Raw genomic sequence first — 22,337 nt, 5'->3', positions numbered from 1 at the left:
ACTTAAACAAGAAGCTTAAACAGGAAACTTTTAATCAGCTCTTATTCCGACACTCATTCAGCGCTTGATATTTGACTGTATTCAACGTGCCTTTGGAGTCTTCGTAAGTCATCAACCGCGGGTTGACGCCGCACGCTGTAGACACTGAAGATACACGGATGACTTTTTTAATATCCAGTTTCATCCCATATTGATACTTGATAATACCTGGCGACGCCTGATTATTCTCCACGGCATAACTTCTCACAAATTCTTCATGCGCCTTGATAATCTTTGCAGCCATCGGGTCGTGCCCGCTGGAAGCATAGGAAGCCATAGGAGCAAGCAAAGCAAGGCTGAGTAACAAGAATTTAGGGTATTTAGCGATTTGCATTTTTTCCGTCTCGGTTTATGGGGTGATTGAACATTAACCGTAGACGGCTAACAACGGCGTTGCACGCAAATGACGATTTGGAAATCTTTCAGGAAGTTACCTGAACAGCGCTGACATCATCGATAACAATATTGTCATTATTCACTCACCGTCCTGTTAGCTTCGATACTTATACTCAACGCTAACACTGAGGAGCAGGACGCCGTTTGCATCAAGACTCCACAGTGACTGCCCTTAAACAGAACGGTAATTACAATGAACATCATCAGATCAATCGCCCTTACAGTCGTCGCCTTATCCTCCGCCACGGCAATGGCCCACGATGGAAGTGAACGCGCCAGCCCGGCCGCTGAGAAAATCAAGGTTGCCCAGGAACAGCGCTTCAACGATCAACTCAACAGCGAGTCGTCGCGACTTGTGAACATCGATAAAAAGACACCGGTTAATGAACCTGAAAAAGGCTGAAGATTAAAATTCGCTTCAACTCCATTCACCTTTAGCAGCTGACAAGCTCCTTTGGTCAAGGTGAATCTTTAGCGTCCTTCGGGGCGCTTTTTTTGCTTCTGGTAAACATAAATCGTCTGATAAACCGCTATCAACTCAACAATCGCCAGATCTGCAGAAACCAACTTGTTGGCCTCTGTAAAACAAATCCCTACTCTCTTATTTGAAATACTGTTCTGTAGGAGCTCACGAGCACCGCGAGGCAGCGATAGCGTCCTGCCTGATACACCGCTATCGCGGCCTCGCGGTGCTCGTGCGCTCCTACAGGTCCAATGTTTGCTTTGCTACAGCGTCGTATTAAGGACAGCGGGCCAAGTCTTACGGAGGCAATCAGAGTCTATAAAAAAGCCCGCAACAGTCACCTGCCGCGGGCCTTTGATTCACAATGCTAACGCTATGATGTCTGCTCCTCTTCCCGACGATGCGCCCATTGATACAGCGCAGGCAGAACCAACAACGTCAGCGCGGTCGACGACAGTATCCCGCCGATCACCACGGTGGCCAGCGGACGCTGAACTTCTGCCCCCGTGCCAGTTGCCAGTGCCATCGGAATAAAGCCCAGCGACGCCACCAACGCGGTCATCAACACCGGACGCAAGCGGGTCAGAGCCCCTTCGTTGATAGCATCCCCCAGCGAACGCCCTTCCTCGCGCAGGTTGCGAATAAACGAGATCATCACCAGGCCGTTCAGCACTGCCACACCCGACAACGCGATGAAGCCAACTCCCGCCGAGATAGACAGTGGAATGTCCCTCAACCAGAGCGCCATGACACCGCCAGTCAGCGCAAACGGAATACCGGTGAAAACCAGTAAGCCATCTTTCAGGTTGTTGAACATCATGAACAGCAACGCCAACACCATCAACAGCGCAACCGGAACGACGATCTGCAGGCGCTTGGCAGCGGACTGCAACTGTTCAAACTGGCCGCCCCAACTGGTCCAGTATCCCGCCGGGATCTGCACATTGCTGTTGATTGTTTCCCCTGCCTCCTGAACAAACGAGCCAAGGTCACGACCGCGCACGTTGGCGCTGACGATAACCAGTCGCTTGCCGTTTTCCCGGCTGATCTGATTCGGCCCCAGCACCAGATCCAGGCTTGCCACTTGGGACAGCGAGATAAAGCTGATCTGTTGATTAACGCTGCTTGCCGTCGCGGGCACGGGAATCAGCAGACTCGACAGTCCGGCCACGTCAGTTCGCAGGGTTTCCGACAGTCGCACCACCATGTCAAAGCGACGATCACCTTCGTAAAGAGTACCCGCCTGACGCCCGCCTACCGCGATGGCAATCGCATCCTGGACATCGCCCACATTGAGGCCATAACGTGCGGCCTTGTCACGATCAATGTTGATCGTCAGCACAGGCAAGCCCGTAGTCTGCTCGACCTTGACTTCGGACGAGCCCGGCACCTTCTGCAAGGTCGCAGCGATTTTCGCGGCCGTCTGGTTCAGCACTGCCATGTCATCGCCGAACACCTTCACCGCCACGTCGCTGCGCACCCCCGAAACCAGCTCGTTGAAGCGCAACTGAATCGGCTGCGATAACTCGTAGTTACTGCCTGGTACCGTCGCAGCGGCCTGCTGCAACTCAGCAATCAATGCCTCGCGAGACTTGCCTGGATCCGGCCATTCACTTTGCGGTTTGAGCATGACGTAACTGTCGGAGATATTCGGCGGCATCGGGTCGGCGGCAATTTCGGCCGTTCCCGTGCGGGCAAACACTCGCTCGACTTCCGGCATTTTTTCGACAATGGCCTTCTCAAGACGCTGCTGCATGTCCACTGACTGGCTCAAGCTGGTGCCGGGCACCCGCAGCGCCTGCAACGCGAAGTCGCCCTCACTCAAGCTCGGAATAAACTCACTGCCCATACGGCTTGCCGTAAATCCGGACAACCCAATCAGCACGACAGCGACGGAGAACGCGATCGACCGGTGGCTCAGTACCCACTTCAGAACCGGCGCGTAACGCAGACGCGCGGTACGCATTACCACGCCTTCTTCTTCCTTGACCTTGCCGGTGACAAACATGGCAATGGCAGCCGGTACAAAGGTCACCGACAGGATCATGGCGCCGAGTAGCGCGATCACCACGGTGAAGGCCATCGGGTGGAACATTTTGCCTTCGACACCCGTCAAGGCGAAGATTGGCAAGTAAACAACCATGATGATCAACTGGCCGAAAATCAGCGGACGACGCGCTTCTTTGGCGGCTGCAAATACTTCATGAAAGCGTTCCGAGCGGGTCAACATCCGGCCGTATTTCTGTTGTGCGTGAGCCAGTCGGCGGATAGCGTTTTCGACGATCACGACGGCGCCGTCGACGATGATGCCGAAGTCCAGCGCGCCGAGACTCATCAGGTTGGCACTGACTTTATTGGTGAACATCCCGGTGAAGGTGAACAGCATGGCCAGTGGAATCACCATCGCGGTGATCAACGCGGCACGGATGTTACCGAGGAACAGGAACAGAATCGCGATGACCAGAATGGCCCCTTCGATCAGGTTCTTCTTCACCGTGGCGATGGCTTTTTCAACCAGAGTCGTGCGGTCATAAACCGTGATCGCTTCGACACCTTCAGGCAGTGAACGGTTGATATCAGCCAGCTTCGCGGCGACCGCCTGGGAAACCGTGCGGCTGTTTTCGCCGATCAGCATGAACACCGTACCAAGCACCACTTCCCGGCCATTTTCGGTGGCAGCGCCGGAGCGCAGCTCCTGACCGATGTCCACGTCGGCCACGCTGCTGACCCGGATCGGCGTGCCCTGAACGTTGGCGATAACGATGTTGGCAATGTCCTGCACCGTGCCCAGTTGACCGGGCGCGCGAATGAGCAATTGCTCGCCGCCGCGCTCAATGTAACCCGCGCCAATGTTGGCGTTGTTGCGCTCAAGTGCGGCCACCAGGTCATTCAAGGTCAGCTTGTAAGCCGCGAGCTTTTTCGGATCCGGCGCGATCTGATACTGCTTGGCGAAACCGCCGATGGTGTTGATCTCGGCCACACCCGGCACGTTGCGTAATTGCGGCTTGATGATCCAGTCCTGAATCACTCGAAGATCGGTCGGCGTGTAGGGCGTGCCGTCCTCCTTGAGCGCGCCCTCTTTGGCCTCTACCGTCCACAGAAAAATCTCGCCAAGCCCGGTGGAGATCGGCCCCATGACCGCATCGACACCTTCGGGCAACTGATCCTTGGCAATTTGCAGACGCTCGCCAACCAACTGGCGGGCAAAGAACAAGTCCGTGCCGTCTTCAAAAATCACCGTGACCTGAGACAGGCCCGAGCGCGACAGAGAACGGGTCTGCTGCAAACCTGGCAAGCCTGCCATGCTGGTTTCAATCGAGAAGGTCACGCGTTGCTCAGTCTCCAGCGGCGAAAAGCCGGGAGCCGAGGTGTTGATCTGCACCTGCACGTTGGTGATGTCAGGTACAGCATCGATAGGCAGTTTCTGGTAGCTGGCAATGCCAAGCCCTGCCATGAGCAACACGGCAAGCATCACGACGATGCGTTGCTCGATTGCGAATTGGATCAACCGTTCAAACATGACGTTGTACTCGTGCGAGGCAGATCAATGGGAGTGCTCAGCAGAGCCTTTACCCAGCTCGGACTTGAGAATGAAACTGCCAGCGGCGGCCACTTGAGTGCCCGCCGTCAGGCCTTGAAGGATTTCCACATAGCCGCCGTCACGCCTGCCGACTTTCACCGGGCGCAGTTCAAAGCCTTCGGCGTTGCGCACGAACACTGAAGGTTTGTCCTCAACGGACTGGATGGCGGACTCAGGCAGGCTGACCGCCGCGTTGGCTTTATCCGCCGTCACATCGACAGAGACAAACAGCCCCGGACGCCACGCGCCCTCAGGGTTGGCCAGCACCACGCGCACCGCAGCTGCGCGGGTTTGCTCGCCGAGCAGATTGCCGACATAGCTGATGCGGCCTTCAACCTGAGCATTGAGATCGGGCGCACTGACCGTTACCGCACGGCCCACCACGACTTTGTTCAAATCCTTCGGCGCAACGCCAAAGGTCGCCCAGACCCGCGACAAATCGGAGAGCGTGAACGCCGAAGTGGTGTCATTGACCACCTCGCCTATGGCCAGATGTTTCTCGACAACCATTGAGTCAAAAGGAGCGATCAGTTCGTATCGGTTGCCCGCAGAGGATTTGAGACTCGCGCCGATAGCACTCAGCTTCTGCCGACCGTTGGCGTAACTGATATCTGCTTCCTGATACGCCTGACGCGCCAACAGATAATCCTGCTCGGCGGAAATCTTGTCTTCCCAGAGTTTTTTCTCACGCTGCATGGTCAGGCGGGCAAGCTCAAGACGGCGCTGGGCCGCATTCAACTCTGCGCGCTGATCGGAAATTTGCTGACTGGCGATCACAGCCAGTACCTGGCCTTTTTTCACCGCCTGGCCGAGGTCAACCTTGACCTCTTCCACGATCCCGCCAACCCGCGGTACGACGTGGGTGGTGCGATCTTCGTCAAAGCGAATTTCGCCGGGGAACGTGACTGAAGTGCTCATCGACCGAGGTGCGGCGACGGCCAGCTCTATGCCGGCTGACTTGATCTGTTCTGCGCTGAGTTCGAGCTTGCCTTCTTCTTCGTGGGAGTCTTCGGCCCCTTCAGCACCGTGACCTTTCTCGCCATGCTCTTCATCACCATGGCTTTCCTCACCGTGCTCTTCGTCAGCGTGACCTTTTGCGTCGGCCTTGCCGTCGCTATGACTGTCATTCTCGGCGTGGCCTTTTTCGTCCGCATGCCCTTCTTCTTCCGAGTGTTCATGCTTTGCGTTCTTGACCGCTTCTGCCGCAACGGGGAGCCCTTGATTGCCCAGCGTCAGGCTGCCCAGACCAATGATTGCGACCACCGCCAAGGCAAGCGTCATACTTCGTTTGTTATCCATGGATGCTCCCGGCGATCACGTACGGATGTACAAAGCGATGCGCCCGATAAGTGCGAAAAGTGAGGGTTTAAGGATTGGCAGTAAACGCGGTGATGTCGCCGTAGATGCGCTCGACAGTTACTCTGGCGTCCGTGGCGATGGCCAGCGATTCGAGGTATTGGCTGCGCGCCGCAATCAGCGTGCGCTGTGCGTCGAGAACTTCGAGAAAGCCGAATTTACCCATCTCGAAACCACGGGTCGCAGCATCCACCGCGCTTTTCGCCGAGGGCAAAATCACCTGATTAAAGGACTCGACTTCTCTGCTGGCGGTCGCCCACTGATCCAGAGCGGCCTGAGTCTGCGTGCGCAACCTGAGTTCGACCGCGTTGCGTAAATCACGGGCCTGATCTGCGCGGCGGGATGCGGCGAGGACGTTGCCCTGATTACGGTTAAACAGCGGCAGCGGTGCCGATAAGCCGACGACATTGACCCGCTCACGGTCTTCCCGGCTGTATTGACTGCCAATACTTACAGTGAGATCAGGAATGCGCTGCGCCCGCTCTGAGCCTAACGCTGCATCACGCTGTTCGATCTGGGCATTGGCAAGACGCAGCTCGGCCGATTGATTGATCGCCGTGAGCATCTTCGCCGCTGGCGGGGATTTGCCCGGCGACAGCTCAGCGTATTCCAGGCGATCAAATGAAGAAGTCGACGACCCGGTGGTGCGTGCCAGATCGCGATAGCTATTGGCTTTCAGGGTTTCAGCGCGCCGCACCAGCAGGTCGGTTTCAGCCAGTTGTACCTGCGCACGTGTCACCTCGACGGGGGAAGACTTACCCGCGCGAACACGCCCGTCAGCAACCTCAAGGCCGCGCTGAGCCAAGGCTTGAGACTGCTGCGCGAGTTCCAGACCGGTTTGCGCACGCAATGCGGTGTAAAAAGCCTGGACGACTTCGGCACGTAGTTCGTTGCCACGCCGCTCCAGTTCGATCTGCGCTGCATCCTGGGACCGGCTAGCTGCTTCAATGCGGGCACCGCGCTTGCCGCCCAGTTCCAGTGCCTGGCTGAGCATGACCGTGGTGGTGCTGGTATTGCGACGAGTGTCTTCGACTTCCCAGGACAACTCAGGATTGGGCATCAAACCTGCCTGCTGCCTGTCGCCTTCAGCGATGCCTATTTCCCATCGCGCGGCGGCGAGGTCAGGGTTTTCCGCAAAGGCTGCCTCGATGGCCTGAGGCAGACTCAGACTCTGCGCAACCGCCATGCCAGGGGCCGCAAAAGATAGCAGCAACGCGTAAAGCAACCCCGTTTTCAGGGTCGGCTTCACCTCGGGTGCCATGGAAAAAACTCTGTGCCTGAGCGGGTTTGCACTGCTCCCGTCGCGCCTCTGCATATGTATAAACCATCCCATCAGATAACCAGAACAGACCCCGGCTGCGTTCAGCGGAGTTGGATGCGGGGACTTTATGCAAAGTGAGTTAGCAGAAGGATTGCTGAAAAATTACAATCCTGTCATTTAAGGAAAGTTGCAGTGGCTCGCCATTACACTGCGCAACACAAAGAAGTCTTCGAATATCACAGACATAAAAAGCAATAACTTAAACTTGCTTTTTCAGGCGACAGCAAAAGACAAACCGCCATGCTGGCAGCTTCCAGAGACGGTAAAAAAAATCCTCATATTCAATAACCTGCGGGGTTGACCCTGAAGCCGCTACAGACTCCAGAATCGCCGCAAAATCGATAGCTCGTGGAAGGCTGCCGGATACTTACGGCAGCGTTCAGAAGCTTAGCTTTAAAGAGCTGCAACTTTAAAGCGGGCATCTTTAAACAATAAAAGCCTGCGACATTCAGTCACTTTAATTAATACAGGACACTGATATGCGAATCCTTGTTGTGGAGGACGAGCCAAAAACTGCCGAATACATGCATCAGGGTTTGACCGAAAGTGGTTATGTTGTGGACCTGGCCGTCACCGGCCTTGATGGGCTTTATCTGGCCCAGCATCAAACCTACGATCTGGTCATTCTGGATGTGAATCTGCCCGAAATGGACGGTTGGGAGGTGTTGACCCGACTGCGCAGAAACAGCAACACCCGAGTCATGATGGTCACGGCCCGGGGTCGTCTTGAGGAGAAGGTTCGGGGTCTGGAAATGGGAGCCGACGATTATCTGGTGAAGCCATTCGAGTTCCCTGAGCTGCTGGCCCGGGTTCGTACCCTCATGCGTCGCAGCGAACAGGCCGGGTTGCCCGAGGTGCTGCGAGTCGGCGACCTTGAGCTGGATCAGGGACGACACAGAGCCTTTCGCGGCACCCAGCGCATCGACCTGACGACCAAGGAGTTCGCCCTGCTCCACCTGTTGATGCGTCACAGCGGCGAAGTCATGTCACGCACGCAAATCATCTCGCTGGTGTGGGACATGAACTTCGATTGCGACACCAACGTCGTCGAGGTATCGATCCGCCGCCTGCGGGCAAAAATCGACGAGCCTTTCGAGCAGAAGCTGATCCATACCCTGCGCGGCGTGGGCTATGTACTGGAAGTTCGTGAATGAAACCCACGCGTCTTTCCACACGGCTGGGTCTTGCCGTTACCGCAATGAGTGCGGTGCTGGTGCTGGTGATGGCAGCATTCGCCTACGCTTCCATTTCCCATCAGCTGGATTTGCGAGCCAGAAACGGCCTGCAGGAAAAGCTGGAGCAGATCGAGCACAGCCTTTCCGAGGGCTTCAGCTCCCCCGCTGACGTGGTTCTGGCACCGCACCACCTGCGTGACCAGATTGTCGGGCACGATGATTTCACCCTGACGATCCTCGATTCGGGCACCCCGAGAAAACGTTTGCTGAGCCTGGGTCAGGACGAACAAATGGTGCTGCCGGTGCCCTTCACCGAGGGCACACGGGCAGATTTTCAGCGGGTTGAATCCTCGGCAGGTCACGAGATATTGATTGCCAGCAAACACGTGCGCCTCAAAGGCGGCCAGAAGGTGCTGGTATTGCTCGCACTCGACAGGGAAAACGATGCTTTATTGCTCGGCGCCTATGTGAAATCCACGCTTATTGCTTTGCCACTTATTCTGCTGCTGGTCGGCGGTTGCGCGTGGTGGATCGTGCATCGCGGGTTAAGACCCTTACGTGCCTTTCGCAAGGTGGCACACAAGGTATCGGCCCGGGATTTGTCCCATCGCATGCAAGCCGCCGGACTCCCTGACGAACTCCGTGACCTGGCCCACGCGGTCAACGTAATGCTCAATCGACTGGCCGAAGACATTCAGCAACTGGCGCAATTTTCGGATGATCTGGCCCATGAGCTGCGCTCGCCAATGAACAACCTGATGGGCAAGGCGCAGGTCACCTTGTCCAGGGAACGACCACCCGAAGAATACAAACAGGCGCTGGAGTCGTGTACCGAAGAGCTTGAGCGCCTGTCACTGATGGTTTCCCAGATGCTGTTCCTGGCCAGCGTGACTCAACCCTCGGCGCTGTTGACGTTTACTGCCGTGGACCTTGAAGAAGAAGCCAACAAGGTCGCCGAGCTTTTTGATCAGTCAGCGGAAGAAAAAGACATGAAGCTGGTGGTTCAAGGCAGCGCCAAAACCCAGGGAGAGCGACTGATGATCCAGCGCGCGATCTCCAACTTAATCTCCAACGCCATCCGCCACGGCACGCCCGGCAGCACAGTGACCATCACCCTCGAAAGCCATGCCAATGAAGTCTCTCTGGCCGTCAGCAACCTGGGCGAAGGCGTCGAAGCCGAGCACCTGCCGCGCCTGTTTGACCGCTTTTACCGGGTGCATGCCAGCCGCTCCCGTCAACAAGGCGGCACCGGTCTGGGGCTGGCAATTGTTCGCTCCATCATGAATGTTCATCAAGGGCGGGTGACGGTGGAGAGTGAGCTGGAGCGGATAACAACGTTCAGGCTGGTTTTTCCGCAAGCGAAGTGAGTTATCAGCGAGCCGGGCCTGCTAGCGCAGGCCAAAACCCAATTGCTGCAATGCCCTGACCAACTCTTCACGGCCATGCAGGCTGGCAGTACTTCGCAAACGATTCACGACTTGCTCCGACCAGCCCGCAGCCTTCATCCCCTCCTGCTGATAGAAGGCGCCGAGGCGCTGATCATATTGCTCAACCGAGGACTTTTCAGACTCCACGCTGTAGCGTTCGTGATGCAAGACAGCCGCCTGGGGCAAGCGCGGCTTTACCTGCGCCGGGCGTTCAGCATCGGGATAACCCACACACATGCCGAACACCGGGTACACCTGAGGAGGCAGGTCCAATTCCTTCGCGACACTTTTGATGTCATTACGTATCGCACCGATGTAGACGCTACCGAGCCCCATCGACTCCAGTGCAACCACCGCATTCTGGGCAGCCAGCGATGCGTCGATCGTGCCCAACAAAAGGCTCTCGATGTAAGGCAAGGCTTCGAGCTCGACGCCCGCGCGCTCTGCTACTCGGGAAACTCTGGAGAGGTCGGCGAGCCAGACCAGAAACAGCGGTGCCTGGCGAATGTAGGCCTGATTACCGGCAAGCTCCGCGAGGCGCGCTTTGCGAGATGGATCCTGAACAGCGATCACGCTCCAGACTTGCAGATTTGATGAAGTTGCCGCTGATTGCGCGGCAGTGATCAGCGCCTCAAGCGTTCCTTCTGGCAGTGGCTTGTCGTTGAAAGCACGGACGCTGCGATGATTCACCAATTGATCGAGAATCGGATTCCAGTTCTCGGGAATCGTTGAGTCTGCATCGCCGTAGCGTAGGGCCAGACCGTGTTGGGTTGCTTGTGTCATGAAATCTCCAATAGGCCGTAACCGGGAAGAGCCTTTGATGAACGGGTATTTTTAATCCGAGCTAAATTAGCACGCGACGAAAAGCGGTTAGACGATATCAGGGGATGGCAATGGCGAGTGATTGTCCACCATGAGCCTCGCTTGAGCTCTCCGCGCATCAACCTCCCGCACGATGCGCTCGAATATGCCGAATCAGCTCCTCACTCGCGGCACTTTGCGATGCCTTGGCGCGGTGCAACGTAATTGCCATGGGGGCCAGCTCGGGTAGCGCGGCGTCTGGTGGCAGGATGTCGAGGCCGCTGGGCACGGTGGACTGCAACCATACGGACACCGCAAGGTCGCTGCTGACCATAGTAATCGTGGTCTCCAGGCTGCCGTTTTCGAACAGGGTTTTCCAAGGCCGGTCCTGGGCCTGCAACGCGGCAATAACGGGCGAGCGAAATACGCAGGTCTCGGCGACCATCGAGACAGGCAATGGCGACTTCAGATACGCAGCGCCGCCCTTGGCACCGGCCCAGACCAGGCGCTCAATGGACAGGCATTCGCCGCTTGCCTGCTCGACCAATTCTTCGGCAATTGCCACATCCAGTTCGCCGTTGGCAGTGGCTTGTATCAGCTCGGGCGAAGCGCCGCATTTCATAGACAGCTCTACCTGCGGATAGGTGGCCATAAACGCTCTGACCGCCGGCATTATCCAGGCGCCGGCCAGGTCGTAGGGCACGCCGAGGCGCACGATGCCTTGCACGGGATTGCCGTGCAGCTCCGTCCAAAGCTGGTCGTTGAGCGCAAGCATCTGGCGCGCCTTGGCGATCAGTCGCTCGCCCAGCGGCGAAAGCCGGATGCACGGCCGCTGGCGAATGAATAGTGACTCGCCGAGCAGCTCTTCCAGCTTGCGGATCTGATGGCTGACGGCGCCTTGGGTGAGGTGCAGGGCGTTGGCGGCGGCGGTCATGCTGCGTTGCTCGGCAACGACGACAAAGGTGCGCAGCAACACCAGATCGAAGTTGCGTAAAACCTTGCTCATTACGATTTGTAATCCTGAGCATGCTGAATATTAGCTTCCATACTAGCGGCAGATTGGCTATCTAGTCGATCTCAACCAAGGAAATCTTCAGCATGCTCGACGCCTTTTTGCCGCTTGTTCTGTTTGTGCTGGTCGCCACTATCAGTCCCGGCGGTGCCACCACCTTGGCAACTGCTTCTGGCGCCACTTTCGGTTGGTGGCGTTCGTTTCCGTTGTTGTCCGGTATTTCGTTCGGCCTGGCCAGCATGGCCGTGGCCGCTGCGCTTGGCCTGGGCGGGCTGATTCTAGCGATGCCGGCGCTGCAACTGGCTATGAAGCTACTGGGCTCGCTCTATCTGTTCTGGCTTGCCGTGCAGATCGCGCTGCGCGGCCAGCCCGGTAAAGCGGCCGTTACGCAGAAACCATCGCGTTTTATCGCTGGGGTCGGCCTGCTCTGGCAGAACCCCAAGGCCTGGGCGATGACCCTGAGTGCCGCCGCCTCATTTACTTCACTGGCCCACAGCGCAGAAGGCTTGGCCGTATTGCTCGGTCTCGTATTCGCCGTGCTGTCATTGGCCTCGCTCGCGCTCTGGTGCGTGGCCGGGGTAGTGCTGGCGCGCGCACTGAAAACCGAACGGCAGTGGCGAATGCTGAACAGATTTCTGGGGGCGCTGCTGGTCGCTTCGATTGTGCCGCTGTGGCTGTGAAACCAGGCTGGGAACGAGAGAAGAGCATAGTTTTTTTCTTTACTCGAACCGCCCAGTCCTGGTCGTTTACTGCCCTTCATGACTGGCTGGGAGTCGGCCAGTAGCTGCCCCTTGATCACCCATTAGCTACGCGGCTCGTTACATCCAGGATGAGTTACTCAGGAGTCCGCCAACACTCATGCGGCTGCGCTGGATAATTGTGAGCTTCGCGTAGGAAAGGTAGACTCCGCCCCCTATACCTCCGGCCGTGAGGCCACACCCAGCCACCAACGGATCACCTCGTACGGGCTATCACCGTGCACGTATGGATGCAGGTAAAGCATGACCCGAAACCTCGTATCAACCGCCCTGCTGGTCGCCTTGACCGGCTGCCAGAGCCTCGGCGACATGGGTAGAAGCACTGCCGACTACATCAAGGAGGCACGTAACAAGCCGACGCCGATGGAACGCTACCTTGAAGATCAGCGCAACCCTTACAAGCCGCTGGGCACCTTCGATTTCTCGCAGGATGACAGTCAGAGCCAGGCCTGCCGTAGAGCTTCTTACGGCAGGGCTGTTGCACCTGCGGCGTGGGAGATCGTGAAGAGAGGGAGCGATGCTGGTAATGCGACGTGTCGGCATGTGCTTGGCACGTTTTACGAGAGCGGCAATGGAGTTGCCCAGGACATTGGCATGGCACGGAGTCTTTATATCGAAGCGGCAAAGGACGACCCTTATGCCTATGTCGAACTCGGTCGCATGAAGCGCGACGGGATCGGCGAGCCGACTGATCCGGTTAAAGCCCGCGATGACTTCCGGCTGGCGGGGCGAGCCGGCGTTGTAGCGCTGGGCGGGATGATGGAGCAAGGCCAAGGCGGTGCTAACGATAGCCACGGGGCCTTGAAGCTGTACATTGAGACGACGCAGAAGTATGGCGACGCAGCTTGGCAGGCAATGCGACCACTGTTGTCGAAAGGGCTGGAACTCGATGCCGGGCAAATGCAGAAATACAACCGTTTGTGGACCGAAGATTTGATGCGCCAACAGCGCTACCTGTTGGCGAGCTCTAATGTGTTCGAACATATCAAGGGATCCGGCCAGACCTTCACGGTCACCGTGGGTTACCAGTTTAAAGCTGGCCAGCCCTACCCCAAGAAATATCTGGTCAAGAGCTGCGGCGATCCAGTGATCGACAGTCTCGTGGTGTCGGCATTGAGGGGCCTGCGCGTGGACGATCCCTTTCTGGTGCCTGCCGGTAAAGACATTCCAGTCATACAGGCGCCTATCGTTTTGCAGCCATCTGCTGATTGAAGCCGTGTGGTGCTATTGCTGACCTTCTCGGGCTAGCCTGCCCTTGCCACCGGCATCAAAAGCATCGCCGCGTTTCCGGTACTCAACGCATTATTGGCTGATGTGCTTCAACTCAGTGATGGCCAGAAAAATGGTCGGCCCATCAGGCGGCGTGGGCGCTCGGTAACAGCCCAGTGCATTCAGATGATGGACCGCAATGGCCGCAAGCTCCCAAGCCATGGCTTCGTCCTCAATAGAAAACGCTTCTTCATCACCAAACAGGCCAACGCCCAAGATGGCCTGCAACTCTTTGATCGGCAGTACTCGTTCACGAGACTCTTCAAGCACAGTGGGATTGCTCCAGGCCCACTTCCAGCTTAAGCGCTTCGGTGCAAAGGATCCGATATCGAGAATCCGCGCTTCGACCACTTTCCTGTTCTGTACCAGCGCGCCATGTCGCCCAGGCCATACTTTTGTTGCAGCCTCTCCTGCTTGTTCATCAACTCGACCATGGCCGTTTCAAGCAGCACGTAAAAGGTGTCTTGAGATGGAGTGCCGAGGGAGTCAGGGGGCATGGCTGATGGTTTCCAACGAGAAGAAATTACTCCAAATTTATGGAGGTAGACGCTATAAGACAACTCGCCCGGCTTACGATTACAGGTGCCAACTATCTTCGAAGAAGTATTTCAGTTCCCTTCTCCAGCCCGGATACTCCCAAATCTGGAATAGGTCATTAGTTGGTTGATTGTTCTTCGGTCGGCTTTTTGTTTGGTCACAAAACACCTGGCCTCTCGCGAAGGGGAAATCAGATTAAGCTTCCTTCAAGGCCCGAGATAAGCGCTCATCCCCCGCCCAGACAGCATCGGTGACGTTGAACGCTTCCGAGGCACGATCGGACGCCATGGCCTGCTCTCTGGAGAGCATTTGACCGAGAATGCTATTGCTTGCCCAAGATGTTTCAGAGGCATCGATTACACGACAACCGGGTCCGCTGTCGCCATTTCTCCACTCCAGGGCAACACACTCTTTAGCTGCGGTATCCGCACCGTCCCCCCAGCCTCTCAGGCTTACGGCCATGGCAACCCCAAACTCGGGATGCGATGACGTATAGGTGCACAGGTACACCGCATAAGCATCCTGGTGATTGAAGACAAAACCGCGAAAGGTTCGTGTCTCGTGACCGCAAGAGTCGCAATGTCCAACGACTGACTCTGCACCCGGCTCGACCCTGAAGACACTGTCCATCGCTGCGTATCCTTCTACTTATTGGTCTGCAAGCTTATAGCGGTGTCACCTCTGATACTGGAGTTATCTACAAACCAGGGGAGGTTCACAACATCAAACCTTGGCCATACTATTTTCCATTGGGCCTAACGGCCTGGAGGTTTGACACCCTGCGATGAGCCCCGTGATTGCCAGTACAACAATTGCCTTTTTCATGTGATGCATCCGTGGAATCCTGAGGGTTTAAGCATGATCATTATCAAGGCACGCAGCGTCACTGATAGATCGAATGAGATTGACCTCGCATGGTTTGCCAGATTATCTCCTGCATGAATGCAATCACGATCAATTGCGACGTCCAACATGACCACTGCGTTTTACCGCTGTGCTGTCACTGGTTCGCCCACATTAGAGACGACAGCGGCTACCTGTCCACAGTCTGCTGCAAGCAGCCCCAATTGAAAATTTATTGAATAACTTACCACCTTCCGCCGCGGTTAAGACCGCAGCAAGATGTGTGACGTCCTACCGTTTCTTTAGGCTTTAGCTCACGATACAGGGCCAAGCGCTGATCGATGGAGCCAACATGCGTATCGCCCAAGATTTCCGCTCAGACGAAACTCTCAGGCTTGAGCATCTATTGGAGGGCTTCAACTATTGCGTCTGGGTTAACACCTACGGGCCTTTTTGATCTAAGTAGAACGCTTCAAGAGCAACTGTCCCATTGCACTGGTAACGAAGTAATCATTGGTGGCCACTCCTGCGTGACTGCAAGCGAAGCGCGCAGCGAGATTACTGAGCAACTGCTGCACCTGGGGGATGGCAGTTAAGGTCCAATAGGTCTAACGGCAAAGCGCTCAGAAATACTGATCCTCCTTGAGAACCTATTCACCTATGTGTGCCTCGACCAAGCGAGTGCCATAACCTCACTTTGGCTAACCAAAGGCCATCCGGCGTACCCAGTATTCTGGGACTTCTCTTTCGATATTCAGGCTATGGGAAAAGATGGATTCTGATGGGTAGCAGCAGCGACTAGGTTAAGAAAGCCTTCAAACTCCCGTTTGGCCAAGCCTGCTGCTAATGAGCGCTATGGGGTCGATAGCGGACGCTCTTATCTCTCCAGCACATGACGCATCAACGGTCTATGCGCAAGCGTGTGGCCATCAATTGAACTACCAAGGCTGCCGACCGTGACTTCCAAAAAAACCACCGGTAGGGCCGTCAGAACCAAGTAACGCCATCTTGATTGCTGTTGCCGCTCCCTCTTCAGGCGATAGTACGCCCGAGTTGCCATTGAGATCAGTCCGGACGTGCCCAGGCTCAACGGCGTTCACTTTTATGCCAAGCGGCTCCAATTCCTTCGAGAAGGAAACCGTCACGGCATTGAGTGCGACTTTGGATGAGGTGTAGTCAAGGAGATTAACGGTGGAGTAAATCGAGACCGGATCGGTAATCAGCGCCAAGGAACCCACCCCGCTGCTCATCATCACAATCCGGGCCTGATCAGCAGCTTTCAATAACGGCAAGAACGCCTGAGTAACGCGAACAGGCCCGAACAGATTGACCTCGTAAACAGCTTTCATGTCCTCCATCCGCACCTCACTGGGCGCTTTAGTCATGTCGACCGCGATCCCTGCGTTGTTAACGAGAATATCCAGCGCAGTAATCTCGCAGGCTAGTTCCACAGCTGCACGCTGTACGCTCGCATCGTCAGCCACGTCCAACTCAAGCAGTCCTGCGCAAAGCCCCTTGCCACGCAACTGAGCCACGGCCTGCTCTCCCCGGAGACGATCACGTGCGCCAATCCATACGAAAAACCCCGCTTCAGCGAGCCCTCGGGCAATGGCCAGACCGATCCCTTTGTTTGCGCCGGTGACCAATGCTTGTCGTTTGTCATTCACTTGTAATTCCTCATGGAGTCGTGCTTTTTACAGTCGCCAGACAGGCACTCTGGCTTGCGCGCCTAATGCCGGCCAGGATGTGACTATGAGTTCTCACGCCCGGCCATTGCGCCAGGACGGGCATGAGTCGGGGCTGCTTTTACGCAGACTGCCCAGCGGCTTCGCTTTGAGGCCCCTTGACGTGGTGCTGTAGGTCGCCAGCAAAGCGCAAAGTCACCTCACGGCGAGTGAATCGCCATTGACCCTCATGCAGCTCGAACTTGTCGAGGTACTTGCCGACGCAGATGGGTTGCAACGGAAAACCGTCAAGTTGCTGATGCACGGTGTAATAGCTTGCCGAAGTGGCTTTATCACCCGCAGGAGAGACGTCGATCAGCACATTGGTAATCGAATGCCACGTGCGGGGCGTGCCGTCGGCATGAACCTGAAGGCCCGCCTCGAAGAACCCCAAAAGCCCCTCTAGCGAGGATGCTTCGTTGCCAAGAACATGGATCACCGCATGCTGAAGTACCTCGGCCACACCAGCGAAATCCCCGCTATCGAGACGATGGATGTAAGTGGCATGTAGGCGATGGATTGCACTTTCGGCTGCGAGGCGTGCAAGGAGTTGTGGTTGATTACTCATGACTTTCTCCAAGGGAATGGCTCTTAAATAGATGGCGTATAGCGTTGGCCACACGTTTGACACGCTCAGCACAGGGCCTTGGCTAGACCCAATATGACTTCTGAAGAACGCTGGTTTTGGTGCGTGGGTCGCTAGCATCTTGGCCAGCGAGAAGCAGTTTCGACGCTCGACGCATGCACACCTGGGTCAACGTCGGGCCAGTAGCTGGCGAGGCCGATTAGCTCTGCGATGCCCCACCATCAGCGAACAATTCCACGCCATTGACATAGCTGGCTGCGTCACTGGCAAGGAACGCCGCAGCGGCTCCAATTTCATGGGCCTGGCCGATACGCCCGATAGTGCTTTTTTCACTCAGGGACTTGATCACTTCATCAGCTTGCTCCGCGAGCATGTTGCGCAGCGATTGCGTATCCACCGGGCCTGGGCTTAACAGGTTGATGCGCACACCGCTGCCTTTGATGTCGAGAGTCCAGCTTCTCACCAGTGTTCGCAGTGCAGCTTTGGTCGCGCCGTAAACACTCAAGCCTGGGCCGGGATCGATGGAAGCCGTGGAGCCAATGATGACAATGCTGCTCCCCTTTGCCATGAGCGGCAGGGCGCCCTGAACAGTGAAGGTCACACCCTTCACGTTGGTATTGAATACGCGCTCGAAATACGCTTCGGTGATGCTGCCCAGTGGGGCGATCTCGCCCATACCGGCATTGGCGACCAGCACATCGATCCGACCATGGCGATGTTTGATCTCGGCGAACAACGTCGCGAGATCGGCTAAAACCGAGACATCAGCGACCACCGCGCTGGCCCGTTCTCCGAGGCTTGGGAGGGCCTCGTTCAGCTGTTCCTGCCGACGCCCCGTAATCACAACTGTAGCGCCCTGCCCTGCCAGCTCCTGGGCAATGGCGAGGCCCAATCCCGAGGAGCCTCCGGTTACCAGAACGACCTTGTCTTGAAACAGCATGCTGATGCTCCTTTCTGCTGGGAAGAATGAATTTATATAGCGAACACTACATAGCACCAATCAACGAAGCAAGCTATTTAGTGACTGCTATATAAATCCACCTTTCAGCGCAGTGCAGTTGCCCTGTCATATAGCGACCGCTACAATCGCGACCACATCGACGAGATCCTCATGAACGACAAAATCCGCCAACGTCGGCCCGCTTTCGACAGAGAGGCTGGAGTCGCCACTGCCCAGGCCATGTTCCACCAGCATGGCTTCGATGCGGTGAGCCTCACGGATCTGGTCGAAGCCATGGATATCAAGCCGCCAAGCTTCTACGCGGCTTATGGCAGCAAGGCCGAATTGTTCGAGAAAGCGATGCTGCGTTACGCCAGTGAGCACGCCCTGCCGCTGGACAAACTGCTGGCACCGGATCGGCCTGTGTCTGAAGCGCTCACCGCCTTGCTGGTCGCGGCAGCGAAGCAGTACGGAAAAGACCCTATCTTGCGAGGCTGCATGATCACCGAGGGCATGCGTGCGGACGATGAGGTTGCCCGTAACATGGCGCAAACCTTGGCCGATGGGGGCATCAAAGCGATCCGGGATTATCTTGACCGAGTGCTTCCCGATAAAGCGCAATGCCTCACCGATTACCTTTCGATCAACTTGCGCGGGCTATCAGCCGCCGCGTGCAATGGCATGCCCCGCAAGCGGCTGATTGAGGTTGCGCAGACGGCGGGTCGTTTCATTGCTCACGAACTAGCTAGCTCGCAAGCTGCAGAGCTACCATTCAGGGATGATCGTCCCGACGATGCTACAGGCTGACCCAACGCCGCTTGCTCTGGATAGAGATGTTTATTACCCGGATTTAGCCAGGCAAGTCAGTACCCCACACCACGAACACCGCCCGAAGCACGGATGGATTCGCCGGTTACCCAATGCGAATCTTCAGATGCCAGAAACACCGCCAATGGTGCAATGTCCTCAGGCTCCCCAAAACGTCCCAGCGGGGTTCCAGCCACCAGTTTTTCTCCGAACTCACCGGCAAAATTCCCATCAGTCGCCGGGGTGTGCGTATGGCCTGGCAGAATCGAGTTGACCCTGATGCCCCGCGCGCCCAACTCCCTGGCCAGGGCAAAGGTCAAGGTATCGACCGCGCCTTTGGTAGCCGAGTACACACTCGACGCCAGATAGGGGTCGGTACTGAGGATCGAGCTGATATTGATGATGCTGCCATTGGGCCCGAGCAGTTTGACGGCCTCACGCACCGCCAGCAGATAGCCCAGCACGTTCAGGTTGAATTGCTTATGGAAGGCTTCTTCCGTCAGGTCATCGATCATCTCGAACACTGCTACACCGGCATTGTTGACCAGGATATCCAGAGTGCCGTAGTTCTCACGAACCGTTTCAAACAGGCGCACCACATCGGTCGCCTGACTCATGTCTGCCTGCACGGCGAACGCTGATCCGCCGCTGGCCCCGATCCAGCCAACGACGGCATCGGCATCCGCCTGGCTGGTAGCGTAATTGACGATGACCGTTGCGCCCTGCGCCGCCAAAGCCTTGGCAATCCCGGCGCCGATGCCTTTGGATGCGCCGGTGACAACCGCTATTTTCCCTTCGAGTTTCATGAGGTGCCCTTTGGAAGTTGCGTGACAAATGGCTGCGTCGGTCATTGGCAATGAAAAACCGCAAGGCAACGCGCCGCTTGCCCTCAGTATTCAGGCAACGAGGGCGCCGACGTTTGCCGGTAAATCGCACATACTTGCCTATTCTTCTCAGTTGGCTTGCCATGCGTTGGGATATGACTCACGGTGGGCGGCATGGACCAATCAATGGCAGAACTGCGCCGCATCGTGATGCGAGCGCAAGACAAGTGGACCGAGACCGGGTTACCCCGCGTAACGATGGTGCGTGCCGAGGCCTGTGCGAGTCAGGTTTATCAACCGATGCTGCACCTGGTACTTCAGGGCACCAAAACCTTGTCGATTGGGGAAGTAGTTTCCAGATATCCGGCAGGCCACTATTTTCTGGTGCCTATGGATGTGCCTGCCACGGGACAGATTCACGCAGACGGGGTTGACAAGCCCTATCTGGCGGTCAGCCTGACGCTGGACCCGGATGTGATCGCCACGCTGTTGATGGACGAAGGCAAGACGTCGAGACCACCGCAGAGTACCTGTTTTGAGGGCGTCCTCGCCCCTGCGCAAATGATCGATGCGTGGCTGCGCATGATGCGGCTCATGGATCATCCCCACGAGGCTGCGATCCTGGCGCCGATGATCGAACGGGAAATTCTGTTCCGCGCCTTGCAGGGACCGCTGGGTGGCATTCTGCGTGACGTCGCGCGGCCGGATGGGCGGATGACGCAGATCCGCCGCGTCACACAATGGATTCGAGACCACTACACCGAGCCGTTTCGGGTAGAGCCGCTGGCACTCATGGCGGACATGAGTGTTGCCGCTTTCTATCGGCACTTCAAATCAGTGACAGCCATGACACCCATCCAGTACCAGAAACGCCTGCGCTTGCTCAGGGCGCGCTGGCTGCTGCTGTTCGACACTCTGGACGCGACGTCAATCGCTTATGCCGTGGGCTATGAAAGCGCCTCGCAATTCAACCGTGAATACGCAAGATTGTTTGGTCTGCCCCCTGCGCGCGATGCGGCGAAATTCAAGTCTCACCTCCCTGCCACAGACTGATAGCAGTCGGTTGAGCCACCTCAGAAATCGGTGATCTGCGTACTTTGAATGCTCTCGGCAAACCCGCTACCGAATACGTTAGCGGGTGTAGCGAACCCCAGCAGACGTTCGCCTTCCAGTACCCGCCGCGCGGCCTCCACAGCGGCAAGTGGCGTATAGGAATAGCCGTTTACGGTCTCGATCACAGACCGCGCAATTGACCCGTCAGCCCCCATGACCTCAGCCACTGCACGAGCGCGATGGGCCTCCCTTTCCTCCGGCGTCGGACCATCGGGCAGTTGCGCCAGATCGCCTTCTGGAAATGCGTCGCCTGAAATGTGCACGAACATCGCGATGTTCGGGATGCCGGTCGAATGCCAACCCGTCACCAGATCACCAAACGACAGCGGCACGCAAAGGACCGGGCCGTCACCGAAATCGAAATAACGCGGCGTTGCATCAGGTGTAGCGACCAGTTCGCCGTCGACCCTCGCCAGCAAACCTGCCGCAATGATTTCGCTGACGCTCATGGCCGAGCCACGGGACATCGAGCCTGGGACCTGAAGCGCAATGCTCAGCGCTAAAGGTTGTGCGACACGCTTGGCGACATGCACTGCCAGCGAATCGGTCGGCACGACGTCCCAACCCACACCCGGCAAGAGCATGACGTGATGCGAAGCGGCTTCTGCGCCTAGCCGCTCGGCCAGCAGATAGACGTTAATCTCGGCCGTAATGTCCAGGTAGTCGACCCCGGCATTGATACAGGCACGCATCAACGGCTCTGCGGTGTGCGCAAAGGGGCCAGCGAAATTGAGCAGGACAGAGATACCGGACAACGCGCCCGCTGCATCCGTATCGGCATCGAATACCCGAAACGACACGTCCAGATGCGCAGCGAGTGCCGCCAGACGCGCGTGATTGCGCCCGGCGATTTCGAACCGCAGGCCCAGCGCTTTTGCCCGTTCAGCGGCCATGCGACCGGTATAGCCGGTGGCCCCGTAAATCAGAAGAATGCTCATTGGACGTGCTGCCATTTCTTATAAACGAATTCGAGGCTGTACCCATCCGGGTCCAGCACATTGGCAGCGTAGTAATCCGGGTCGTAGTGCAGACGCGCACCTGGTGCGCCGTTATCGACCGCGCCCTCTTTCATGGCTGCGGCGTAGGCGGCGTCCACCTCAGCCTTGCTCTTGGCGACGAAACCCACATGGGCGGCCCGTCCTTCAACGATCCCCTCACGCAGCCAGAAAAACACCCGGCCATTGGCGCCGAAGCCTTTGAGGTCAGCATGCCCCGGCGGGCCATCTTTGCCGTCGTAGTCCAGGCGGGCAGTAATGCCCAACGTGGTCAAGGCCGCTTCGTAGAAACGGATGGAACGGGTGATGTCGCTGACCGACAAAAAGACATGATCCAGCATTGCGTAATCCTCAAATGGTGTAGCTGCGGG

The 22,337-nt window shown here is 56.9% G+C and carries 21 protein-coding genes; 7 read left to right on the top strand and 14 right to left on the bottom strand.

From position 1 onward, the window contains the following. Window positions 1-34 precede the first annotated feature (34 nt). Window positions 35-373 (bottom strand): DUF2790 domain-containing protein, encoded by a 339-nt coding sequence (locus ABRP31_RS11100; protein ID WP_349970688.1) that lies wholly within the window; start codon window positions 371-373, stop codon window positions 35-37. Between the two features lie 255 nt (window positions 374-628). Between ABRP31_RS11100 and ABRP31_RS11095 the strand changes: the two genes are divergently transcribed. After that, window positions 629-838 carry a hypothetical protein gene (locus tag ABRP31_RS11095; RefSeq protein ID WP_349970687.1) on the top strand — a complete coding sequence of 70 codons (210 nt, stop codon included), beginning with the start codon at window positions 629-631 and terminating at the stop codon, window positions 836-838. Window positions 839-1,271: 433 nt separating this feature from the next. Here ABRP31_RS11095 and ABRP31_RS11090 read toward each other — a convergent pair whose 3' ends face one another. From ABRP31_RS11090 to ABRP31_RS11080, 3 genes are all read right to left on the bottom strand, one after another. Beyond that, complete coding sequence (locus ABRP31_RS11090) at window positions 1,272-4,418, bottom strand: CusA/CzcA family heavy metal efflux RND transporter (protein ID WP_349970686.1); 3,147 nt, start codon at window positions 4,416-4,418, stop codon at window positions 1,272-1,274. A 24-nt stretch (window positions 4,419-4,442) separates the two neighbouring features. Further along, window positions 4,443-5,777: an efflux RND transporter periplasmic adaptor subunit gene (locus ABRP31_RS11085; RefSeq protein WP_349970685.1), complete on the bottom strand. Its 1,335-nt coding sequence runs from the start codon at window positions 5,775-5,777 to the stop codon at window positions 4,443-4,445. 67 nt (window positions 5,778-5,844) lie between these two features. Then, on the bottom strand, window positions 5,845-7,095 hold the full coding sequence (locus ABRP31_RS11080) for a TolC family protein (RefSeq protein WP_372489372.1): 1,251 nt from the start codon (window positions 7,093-7,095) through the stop codon (window positions 5,845-5,847). 539 nt (window positions 7,096-7,634) lie between these two features. Here ABRP31_RS11080 and ABRP31_RS11075 point away from each other — a divergent pair. Next, entirely contained in the window at window positions 7,635-8,309 is a 675-nt protein-coding gene (locus ABRP31_RS11075) for a heavy metal response regulator transcription factor (RefSeq protein WP_087268114.1), read from the top strand. Beyond that, a complete protein-coding gene (locus ABRP31_RS11070) occupies window positions 8,306-9,697 on the top strand; it encodes a heavy metal sensor histidine kinase (RefSeq protein WP_349970684.1) in 1,392 nt (463 codons plus the stop codon). Before ABRP31_RS11075 ends, ABRP31_RS11070 begins: the two co-directional genes overlap by 4 nt. A gap of 21 nt (window positions 9,698-9,718) precedes the next feature. On the opposite strand, the gene nfsA is transcribed toward ABRP31_RS11070, so the two are convergent. Together nfsA and ABRP31_RS11060 are read right to left on the bottom strand one after the other, a co-directional pair. Then, window positions 9,719-10,540: an oxygen-insensitive NADPH nitroreductase gene (nfsA, locus tag ABRP31_RS11065; protein WP_349970683.1), complete on the bottom strand. Its 822-nt coding sequence runs from the start codon at window positions 10,538-10,540 to the stop codon at window positions 9,719-9,721. A 157-nt stretch (window positions 10,541-10,697) separates the two neighbouring features. After that, window positions 10,698-11,564, bottom strand: coding sequence for a LysR family transcriptional regulator (locus tag ABRP31_RS11060; protein ID WP_087268105.1), 867 nt, complete (start codon window positions 11,562-11,564; stop codon window positions 10,698-10,700). Between the two features lie 92 nt (window positions 11,565-11,656). On the opposite strand from ABRP31_RS11060, the gene ABRP31_RS11055 reads away from it, so the two are divergent. Then, window positions 11,657-12,250, top strand: coding sequence for a LysE family translocator (locus ABRP31_RS11055; protein WP_349970682.1), 594 nt, complete (start codon window positions 11,657-11,659; stop codon window positions 12,248-12,250). 321 nt (window positions 12,251-12,571) lie between these two features. Then, window positions 12,572-13,540 carry a tetratricopeptide repeat protein gene (locus tag ABRP31_RS11050; protein WP_087268099.1) on the top strand — a complete coding sequence of 323 codons (969 nt, stop codon included), beginning with the start codon at window positions 12,572-12,574 and terminating at the stop codon, window positions 13,538-13,540. A gap of 90 nt (window positions 13,541-13,630) precedes the next feature. On the opposite strand, the gene ABRP31_RS11045 is transcribed toward ABRP31_RS11050, so the two are convergent. The 5 genes from ABRP31_RS11045 to ABRP31_RS11025 all read right to left on the bottom strand — a co-directional run bounded on the left by ABRP31_RS11045 (window position 13,631) and on the right by ABRP31_RS11025 (window position 18,227). Further along, the gene (locus ABRP31_RS11045) at window positions 13,631-13,948 is read right to left on the bottom strand and encodes a DUF6882 domain-containing protein (RefSeq protein WP_238599577.1); all 318 of its coding nucleotides are present in this window, start codon (window positions 13,946-13,948) and stop codon (window positions 13,631-13,633) included. A gap of 381 nt (window positions 13,949-14,329) precedes the next feature. Next, entirely contained in the window at window positions 14,330-14,764 is a 435-nt protein-coding gene (locus tag ABRP31_RS11040; protein WP_349970681.1) for a hypothetical protein, read from the bottom strand. Between the two features lie 1,151 nt (window positions 14,765-15,915). After that, complete coding sequence (locus tag ABRP31_RS11035; RefSeq protein ID WP_087268093.1) at window positions 15,916-16,644, bottom strand: SDR family oxidoreductase; 729 nt, start codon at window positions 16,642-16,644, stop codon at window positions 15,916-15,918. 139 nt (window positions 16,645-16,783) lie between these two features. Further along, window positions 16,784-17,269: a nuclear transport factor 2 family protein gene (locus ABRP31_RS11030; RefSeq protein WP_349970680.1), complete on the bottom strand. Its 486-nt coding sequence runs from the start codon at window positions 17,267-17,269 to the stop codon at window positions 16,784-16,786. A gap of 217 nt (window positions 17,270-17,486) precedes the next feature. Beyond that, window positions 17,487-18,227 (bottom strand): SDR family NAD(P)-dependent oxidoreductase, encoded by a 741-nt coding sequence (locus tag ABRP31_RS11025; RefSeq protein WP_087268086.1) that lies wholly within the window; start codon window positions 18,225-18,227, stop codon window positions 17,487-17,489. A gap of 171 nt (window positions 18,228-18,398) precedes the next feature. Between ABRP31_RS11025 and ABRP31_RS11020 the strand changes: the two genes are divergently transcribed. Then, entirely contained in the window at window positions 18,399-19,034 is a 636-nt protein-coding gene (locus ABRP31_RS11020) for a TetR/AcrR family transcriptional regulator (protein WP_087268340.1), read from the top strand. 56 nt (window positions 19,035-19,090) lie between these two features. Here ABRP31_RS11020 and ABRP31_RS11015 read toward each other — a convergent pair whose 3' ends face one another. Next, window positions 19,091-19,840: a glucose 1-dehydrogenase gene (locus tag ABRP31_RS11015; RefSeq protein WP_087268082.1), complete on the bottom strand. Its 750-nt coding sequence runs from the start codon at window positions 19,838-19,840 to the stop codon at window positions 19,091-19,093. 192 nt (window positions 19,841-20,032) lie between these two features. On the opposite strand from ABRP31_RS11015, the gene ABRP31_RS11010 reads away from it, so the two are divergent. Next, window positions 20,033-20,911 carry an AraC family transcriptional regulator gene (locus ABRP31_RS11010; protein ID WP_087268079.1) on the top strand — a complete coding sequence of 293 codons (879 nt, stop codon included), beginning with the start codon at window positions 20,033-20,035 and terminating at the stop codon, window positions 20,909-20,911. Between the two features lie 20 nt (window positions 20,912-20,931). Here the strand turns inward: ABRP31_RS11010 and ABRP31_RS11005 are convergent, their stop codons facing one another. Further along, entirely contained in the window at window positions 20,932-21,909 is a 978-nt protein-coding gene (locus ABRP31_RS11005; RefSeq protein WP_087268077.1) for a trans-acting enoyl reductase family protein, read from the bottom strand. Then, complete coding sequence (locus ABRP31_RS11000; protein WP_349970679.1) at window positions 21,906-22,307, bottom strand: VOC family protein; 402 nt, start codon at window positions 22,305-22,307, stop codon at window positions 21,906-21,908. Before ABRP31_RS11000 ends, ABRP31_RS11005 begins: the two co-directional genes overlap by 4 nt. Window positions 22,308-22,337 lie beyond the last annotated feature (30 nt).

The organism is Pseudomonas caspiana, from assembly GCF_040224095.2.
Lineage (GTDB): Bacteria > Pseudomonadota > Gammaproteobacteria > Pseudomonadales > Pseudomonadaceae > Aquipseudomonas > Aquipseudomonas caspiana.
The sequence above is the reverse complement of the archived record's forward strand: the minus strand, read 5'-3'. Positions and strand labels throughout refer to the sequence as shown.